The 8,002-nt window shown below is 45.4% G+C and carries 6 protein-coding genes; 2 read left to right on the forward strand and 4 right to left on the reverse strand.

Translation table 11 applies throughout. The features are described 5' to 3' along the window. Positions 1–975, reverse strand: a 975-nt coding sequence (locus QTO00_RS10675; RefSeq protein ID WP_331424772.1) for a LacI family DNA-binding transcriptional regulator, incomplete at its 3' end; no start/stop codon positions are given. A 243-nt stretch (positions 976–1,218) separates the two neighbouring features. On the opposite strand from QTO00_RS10675, the gene QTO00_RS10680 reads away from it, so the two are divergent. Continuing rightward, the gene (locus tag QTO00_RS10680; RefSeq protein WP_331424774.1) at positions 1,219–2,658 is read left to right on the forward strand and encodes a sucrose-specific PTS transporter subunit IIBC; all 1,440 of its coding nucleotides are present in this window, start codon (positions 1,219–1,221) and stop codon (positions 2,656–2,658) included. A 175-nt stretch (positions 2,659–2,833) separates the two neighbouring features. Continuing rightward, a complete protein-coding gene (locus QTO00_RS10685) occupies positions 2,834–3,976 on the forward strand; it encodes a hypothetical protein (protein ID WP_331424776.1) in 1,143 nt (380 codons plus the stop codon). A 77-nt stretch (positions 3,977–4,053) separates the two neighbouring features. On the opposite strand, the gene QTO00_RS10690 is transcribed toward QTO00_RS10685, so the two are convergent. From QTO00_RS10690 to QTO00_RS10700, 3 genes are read right to left on the reverse strand one after another with little or no spacing between them, the layout of a single operon-like run. Further along, positions 4,054–4,527, reverse strand: coding sequence for a response regulator (locus QTO00_RS10690; RefSeq protein ID WP_331424778.1), 474 nt, complete (start codon positions 4,525–4,527; stop codon positions 4,054–4,056). Then, a complete protein-coding gene (locus QTO00_RS10695; RefSeq protein ID WP_331424780.1) occupies positions 4,514–5,839 on the reverse strand; it encodes an ATP-binding protein in 1,326 nt (441 codons plus the stop codon). The genes QTO00_RS10690 and QTO00_RS10695 overlap by 14 nt, the downstream gene beginning before the upstream one ends. Before the next feature lie 4 nt (positions 5,840–5,843). After that, the gene (locus QTO00_RS10700; protein ID WP_331424781.1) at positions 5,844–7,262 is read right to left on the reverse strand and encodes an SLC13 family permease; all 1,419 of its coding nucleotides are present in this window, start codon (positions 7,260–7,262) and stop codon (positions 5,844–5,846) included. Positions 7,263–8,002 lie beyond the last annotated feature (740 nt).

Raw genomic sequence — 8,002 nt, forward strand, 5'->3', positions numbered from 1 at the left:
ATCTATATTTTGGAAAGTTAATACCAGCTTACTCATTACTTGCGGAGTACCATCTATCAACTCCAGTAGCATTTTAGCTCCATTTTCTCCTGCTTTATCAAAAGCATAGTTAAATGTCGATAAGCTTGGCGAGTTGATATAGCCAAGTTCATCATTACCCACCCCTAGTACCTTGACTTGCTTACCTACCTCTACTCCTGCCTCTTGGAGGGCTTTTATTGCGCCGACAGCAATCCGGTCGGTAGCACAGAACACACCATCGACATTCGGGTAACTACCCAGCAATTGTTTCATGTTGGCATAACCAGATTCGATACTAAATTCACCATGACAGTGGAACAGCAGCTGCTGCTGACTATTCATTGCCAAAGCCTGCGTTAAGCCTTCAGAGCGCAGTTTATCTACCGCTAGGTCAGAGTCTGGCACACCAATAAAGCCGATCTGTTTACATCCCGCCGCGATCAGTCGATTACCCGCTTCGAAACCTACTCTTAAATCATCGTGTACAACGCTCGGAATATTGAATAGCGATCCATCTTGCCCAACCAGTACTACCGGCGCTTTCGACTGCTTAATCGCTTTAACCAAATCAGTGTCGATATGAGTTGCATAGAGAACTATTCCCTCAACTCGTTTCTGGTTAAACAGTTGAATATATTCAAGTTCCTTGTCACTTGACTGCTGAGTACTGGCCAAAAGCACTTGCTTGCCTGCCTGTTCAAACACTCGGCTCAGGCCATCAATCCCTTGTGCAGTAGCATGGGACGAAACACGTGGAACTATCACACCAACAAGATTGGTCTTTTGAGATTTCAAGTCTTTCGCGACCTGGTTAACCACATACCCGACCTCTTCTACCGCTTTCATCACTTTGACTTTGGTGGCTTCTTTCACGCCATACTCGTTATTAATCACCCGAGACACGGTTGATTTAGACACTCCAGCCAGTTCTGCGACATCATGTAAGCTTGCCATTAAGTGAACTCGTATTAAGTTATTGGGATTGTTTGCAAAAACTACCAGATTTTTCGACAAAATCCACTTTGCTCAAACGGTTTAGCAAAAATATTTAGCAGATCAATCTCACATAAACTTCCAATATGTTTTGACTGACATCCATTGATCGCAAAGAATTGACCCTGCAAACGTTCCCAAAAAGTAAATAACACCTTTTTGAACTATTAACTAATAAGCAAGAGATAACAATCGGGGTTTGGAATGAACTATCCAATAATTGCAAAAGAGCTGCTGGAGCTTCTTGGAGGTAGAGATAACCTGCAAGCGCTCGCCCACTGTGCAACGCGCCTACGTTTAGCATTGAAAGATGATTCAATTGTTGATGAAGAGGCTATTGCTAACCTTGAAGGCGTAAAAGGCCAATTCAAAGTAGCAGGCCAGTACCAGATCATTTTCGGTTCAGGTATCGTGAACCAAGTACACGCAGAAATGGCCAAGCTTACTGGTATGAGCGAAATGTCGACCAATGACGTTGCCAGTGCGGGTGCCGAAAAGCAGAACATTGTGCAACGCGCAGTGAAAGGTCTGTCTGATATCTTCGTACCGATTATTCCTGCAATCGTTGCAGGTGGTCTATTGATGGGTATCTTCAACCTGCTGACAGCGCAAGGGCTGTTCATTGAAGGTCAGTCTTTGATCGAAGCTAATCCTGGGCTCGCTGACCTAGCAAGTATGATTAACACTTTTGCCAACGCACCATTTGTCTACTTGCCTGTACTTTTGGCTTTCTCAGCAAGCAAAAAATTCGGTGGCAACCCATTCTTAGGCGCAGCTCTAGGTATGTTAATGGTTCACCCAGATTTACTTAACGGTTGGGGCTTTGGTGGCGCGAGTGTTGCAGGCACTATTCCAACGTGGAACATCTTTGGTTTTGAAATCCAAAAAGTGGGTTACCAAGGATCTGTTCTGCCAGTGTTGGTATCGGCATTCATTCTAGCTAAAGTTGAAAACGGCCTACGCCAAGTGATCCCATCAGTGTTGGATAACCTACTAACTCCAATGCTAGCGATCTTCATTACTGGCTTCTTAACCTTTACACTTGTGGGACCTATCACTCGTGATATTGGCTTCCTACTTGGTGACGGTCTGAACTGGCTATACGATTCAGCGGGCTTTATCGGTGGCGCACTATTTGGCTTTATCTACGCTCCGTTTGTTATTACGGGTATGCACCACAGCTTCATCGCGATTGAAACGCAACTACTTGCTGATATCGCAGTAACTGGCGGTACATTTATCTTCCCAATTGCGGCTATGTCTAACGTAGCGCAAGGTGCAGCAGCGCTTGCAGTCGGTTTTACTACCAAAGACATCAAGTTGAAAGGGATAGCTATGCCATCCGGTGTTACCGCTCTACTTGGTATTACTGAGCCAGCAATGTTTGGTGTAAACCTTAAGCTTCGCTACCCATTTATTGCAGCGGTAATCGGTGCGGCAGCGTCAAGTGCCTTTATCACTCTGTTTAACGTTAAAGCGCAAGCGCTGGGAGCAGCCGGTCTACCAGGTGTGATTTCGATTGTGCCTGACAAACTAGGCTACTACGTAGCAGGTATGGCGATTTCATTTGCTGTCGCGTTTGGCCTCACCTTAGTACTTGGTGCTCGTGAACGCATGAAAGCGACCAATGCAGCGACTGCCTAAAATCGGTTCTTAACAAAGTAGAACCCCCGTAGTCAAAACACGCTTTTGACTCCTGCCCCACTTCATAGTGGGGCTTTTTCGTTTCATACATAGTGCGTTAATTTGATCCCTGACACTGTATCTATCGATAGCTCGGATATCCTAAAGCTATTAAGTCTAAATAAACCCATCGCCTATGCTTCATTCTGTAATCAACCAAGGAGTTTTCCCTTGTGGATGCGACCTTGAGGGTGATATTGAGCTATACCTTCCCGAGCATGACCTAACACTTCGCTGCTACTATCAGGAAAACAGAGCGGATTTAATTGCAGAGCTACCCATTGGAGAAACTCGACTCGCAGATATCAGTGTTATCGACGCTTCCATCACGCCAAGCAACAATACGCAAGCTTCATTAGCTCCGAAGATTAACGGTGATTATATCTGCCAATATACCGACGACGATGGCGAACAACTGCACATGATTGATGCAGGCATTTTACTCGATGTCGATTGCCAGCTAGATCAAAATGCTGAAATACCCCAGGCAGGCGATTGGGTTGAAGTTGATGGGCTTTTATTCTTGTCTGTTGCTCCTAAAGCGAACCGCGACCAAGCACTCTATGCGGAGCTGAATCGTGATACTTCAGAGATGGATCTGATCGCGAAACAAGCGATAGATTTATTGCAAAGCTCAGAAGTCGCAATTCGTTTTGAAACGCCACACGCTAACGTGTTAGCCACAATTAGAGCTATGGTTCTCTGGCTAAAAGAACGCAAGCCAAGCAGTGAAATAGTTGCCGGGGATGATGGCAAGTCTTTAGCAGAAATATGCCAGTACTTGTTTAGCTCAACACAGGTTCCGATTGAGAAGATTGTCCACTACACCATCGATGAAATAGAGTTCGGCGAAGATGGGTTCCAACTCAGTTATGCAAGCAGAATGAACGTTGAAGAACAGCAAGAGCTCGGCCTTCACGCACCACAAGATGTAGTCATCATCAGTTATTGGGTTGGCGGTTTTTCTGACGTAGCGATACCGCTGGCATTGTATCTACGTGAACTGGCTGATTATCTACGAACCCACGGACATCAAGAGCTGCTAAAACAACTAAAGAGCCAGACTCTCGTTGCTCGTCCATATAACACTCGCATCGAAGAGTTTGTAGAGCTTGATAAGCTCATTCCGCAGGTTTTAGCTGCGCTGCCCTACTCTCATTCAGTGAATAAAAAGCAGCTTCATAGCCAGTTTGCTGTGCTGCAACAGCAAATCGAACCCTACCTACAACAGCCGCACAATAAGCTGGGCCAAGTTCGTTGGTACCAGCTATGGAAATAAAATCACGCCCGTACTAGTGACGGGCGTATTTGTTGGAGATTAACTTGCGACTCTCTGTTGCCAATCGCGTTAGCAAGCTAACTCAGGCGCGATAATACGACCTGCTGATCAAGGTTTTCATGGAAAGGCGTATAATCTAAGCCTTGGTCAAAAATATAGGTGGTCACTAGCGAGCGTACACAAGCCACCAATTCATCAGCATTCCATGGTTTCTCAAAGTAGTGGCTTACACCCGCGGTATTGATCGCCGTGATTGTGTCAGAGTGGGTCGCCTGCCCCGTTAACAGTACTTTTTTTGTCTCAACAAAGCGAGAGTCCTTAGTCACTTCCGTTAACAGTTCAACCCCAGTCATGCCTGGCATCACGTGGTCAGAAACAATCACAGCAATAAATTCACCATCAGCATCAAGCTCATCCATTAGCTCCAGAACTTCATCACCCGACTCACAGTCGACGACATTAAGCCAGCTTTCCAGTGGCTCTAAATCCTGAATGACTGCACTTAACACCTCTCGTTGGTCGTCTACGCAGATTACATTAAGCTTGTCCATCTCTCTCTCCTAACGGTAATTTAACCCTGAAAATGGTTCGTTCTCTATCACTCTTAACGACAACTGTGCCGCCATTTTCACTGACTATTCGTTTCACAATAGATAGCCCTAACCCCAAGCCAAATGAAAGTCCGCCTTTCTTGGTTGTGAAGTTAGGTTGAAATATTTTTCGTCGTATTTGTTGCTCAATTTCAGGCCCATTATTAGCGATCGTGACTAATATTCGTTGATTCGATAACTTGGTCTGAATATCGATATGCGGTTGCTCAGTATTGCCTAAAGCGTCGCAAGCGTTCTTTATGATGTTGCTCCACACCTGAACAAATTCGGCAGCAGAACCTTTGATTTTAGGGAGCGAAGCTGGACGAAAATGAACATCTACTCGGCGCAGATCGCTTTGTAGCAATGATAGTGCTTTGTTGATGGTGTCGTGGACATCGATCATTTCGTCCGGCTCACTCTCAGCTCTACCTAGCTGTTTAACCGATTTAACAATAGAAACTGTATGGCGCGAGGCGATACGCAGATCGTGTAAATCACGCCCCATCTGCCAGTACTTTAATGCTTCATCAGGCTGAGCAAGCCAACTGTCAGGTACGGTGTCACCACCAAGCGCTCGGGCAAACGCTTTTGCGTTGTGGGCAGACACTCCATATCGGCTGCTGATCGTTTTGGCGAACTCACGCACCTGTTTTGACGAGACCGTCTGCCCCTGTAACAACCCAATATCAAAATACTGGCTTGCGTTTGGATTGGCGGCTTCCAATAGGTCGAGTAACTGTTGCTGAAAACGCTCTGTCTTACTGCTGACCACACCAATCGCATTGTTAAGCTCATGGGCAATACCTGCCGCAAGCTGACCTAGGGTTGTCATCTGCTCTGCGGTGTACAACCGCTGAAGCGCTTTCTCTTTCTCTAGCGCTTCGTGAGTCGCTCGTCTTTGCCTGCGTGATAACTCGTTGACCATCACTGGCATAAACTGAGCGTTTAACGGTCCAAGCCTTTCTGGCTCTACAGGTTCCGTATCTCGATCGATCCACGCAAGCCTAACCTGAGTTTTGGCAATCACAGTCGAGGAAGCAATCCAGCTTCCAGAAAAAAAACTGTGCACGCCAATAAATGCACCCTCGCCTGCAGTAAAAACCTTGGTTAGTTTGCCACTGTCATCATTTTCAAAGTAGCCCTCTAACTCCCCTTCTAATACATAGTAAAGGCGATCATTTTGGCCATTTTGTTTCAGCACTCTTTGCTCAGATTCCACAACTAGCTGGCGCGTTGGCTCTGAAAAGTAGTGGCGGATTAACTCTTCCATCGACTTAACCAATGTGACCAACGCTGTGCAATAGCCACACAAGTCCAAAGCTAAGCAATACACCCACCACGCCGAGGATTACTCCGACTTTCGCCATTTGGTTACTCTGTACATGACCCGTAGCATGAGCAAGTGCATTTGGTGGGGTACTGATTGGCAGTGACATACCCAACGACGCGGCAAAAGTAACCACCAAAATTAATGTCAGTTCACCGCCCAATGGCGTTAACGACACCATTGAAGTCCCCAGCGCAGCCATGATAGGCATTAGCAAGTTAGCCGTTGCCGTATGAGACATAAAGTTCGCCATCAGCAAACATAGGAATGCGGAACCCGCCAAAACAACATAAGGTGAGAATTCATCAAATGGAATGCTGTGAACAACCAGTTTTGCCAACCCCGTTTTATCTAACGCTAAACCAAGGGCGATACCACCAGATACCAACCACAGTACATCCCACGAAATCTTCTTCAGATCTTCTTTGGTGATGATCCCGGTTAAAGAGAACAGAGCAACAGGGATAAGCGCCACCGTATAAGAGTTCATACCATGGCTTGAACCCATTAACCACAGAACAATGGTTAAGGTAAACGTGACATAAACCATAATGGCTTTCGGCGTTTTCAAGAACTTACCTTTAATGGAAAGCTCAATCTTCTGTTGATCCGCCTTGTACAGCGTGTTTATTAGCATCCATGCTAGTGCCATCATCACAATGACAAATGGCACGCCGAAGGCCATCCATTCACCAAAAGTGATCAAATTGTCTCCGACCAGATACTTAAGCGCGATGGCGTTCGGTGGCGTACCAATCGGAGTACCAATACCACCAATGTTTGCCGCAACCGGGATACACAGGGCGAACGCAATACGTCCCGGATCTTTGGGGCCGAATACCGCGATAACTGGGGTAAGAATCGACAGCATCATTGCCGTCGTTGCGGTATTAGACATGAACATTGAGAAGACACCAGTAATCAGCATCAGCCCTAGCATGACATATTTAGGAGCTTGACCAAATGGCTTAAGGAGTACACGCGCTAAGTTCACGTCAAGACGGTACTTAGTTGCTGCCATCGCCAAGAAAAAACCACCCAAGAACAGCATGATAATTGGGCTAGCAAACGTCGCCATAATTTCATTGTACTTAAGCAGTTCACCGAAATGTGGCTCCGACTCACTGGCACGAAATAGATATATCCCTTTGTTCGACACGAGCAATAGCTCAAGAACAATAATTACAACTGAGGTAGCGTAAATGGGGATTGGCTCGAACACCCAGCATAGTGCCGCAAGTAAGAAAATGGCGGTGACTCGTTGCTGAACAATGGTCATTCCTTCAAAGGGAAATGCCGACAGAGGTAAAGACAACACCAACAAGGGAATGATGATGGGAATGATATATTTCAAATACTTTTGCATGACACTGCTTCATCCATAAAATTTCTTTGAGCAGTATCAGACTACCCCTAAAGGACTACCCTTACAGGGATCAAAGTTATACCAAATACATCACTAATATATTTGGATTGTGATCTGGATATCATATTGCGCAAACTAAAACCTCAACAGAGTCAGCTAGTTGGGCTCCTGCCAGGGGTACCAGCGATTATCCCTAGCTTTCGCTAACCGTTAGACACGAGTTAAAGCCAATGGGTATTTAACCTTTCGGTTATATCCGTAGAAATAGGGCCTCGTAATTGCAAGGCCTTTGGTTTATGAGGTAATGACCAGCTGACTTATTTTTGCCCCATTCCTTTTCAGCGCAGATATAGCAAATATTATGGAAAAAGAATTTTGACCAAGTTTTAGTAGTGCGAAATGAGTCCAATGCATACGACCGAATAAAGGGTGCCTTAACTGTATTTCGAAAGCGTTCAATAGCTAATCGAGAAAAATAAAAGAAACGGCTTAGTGAAGTAAATTGGCCGTACGAGTACTCATTTAGTACTCTCCACCATTGAAAACGTATGGCAATAACGCCTGATAATATCAAGGATTCCAATTAGAGTTTTTTTTGCTTTACAAAAGAATAAAAAAGCAAATACGGTACAGTCAGGTTGATATGAGTCCAACCTGACATATCTCAAAACAGACTACAACTGCGTGACAAATGAACCACTTGGCTTGACTGGCAAGTATTTAGCGTAGAAGTCTAAGTA

Origin of the sequence: Vibrio sp. M260118, assembly GCF_036533755.1 — a bacterium.
Taxonomy (GTDB): Bacteria; Pseudomonadota; Gammaproteobacteria; order Enterobacterales; family Vibrionaceae; genus Vibrio.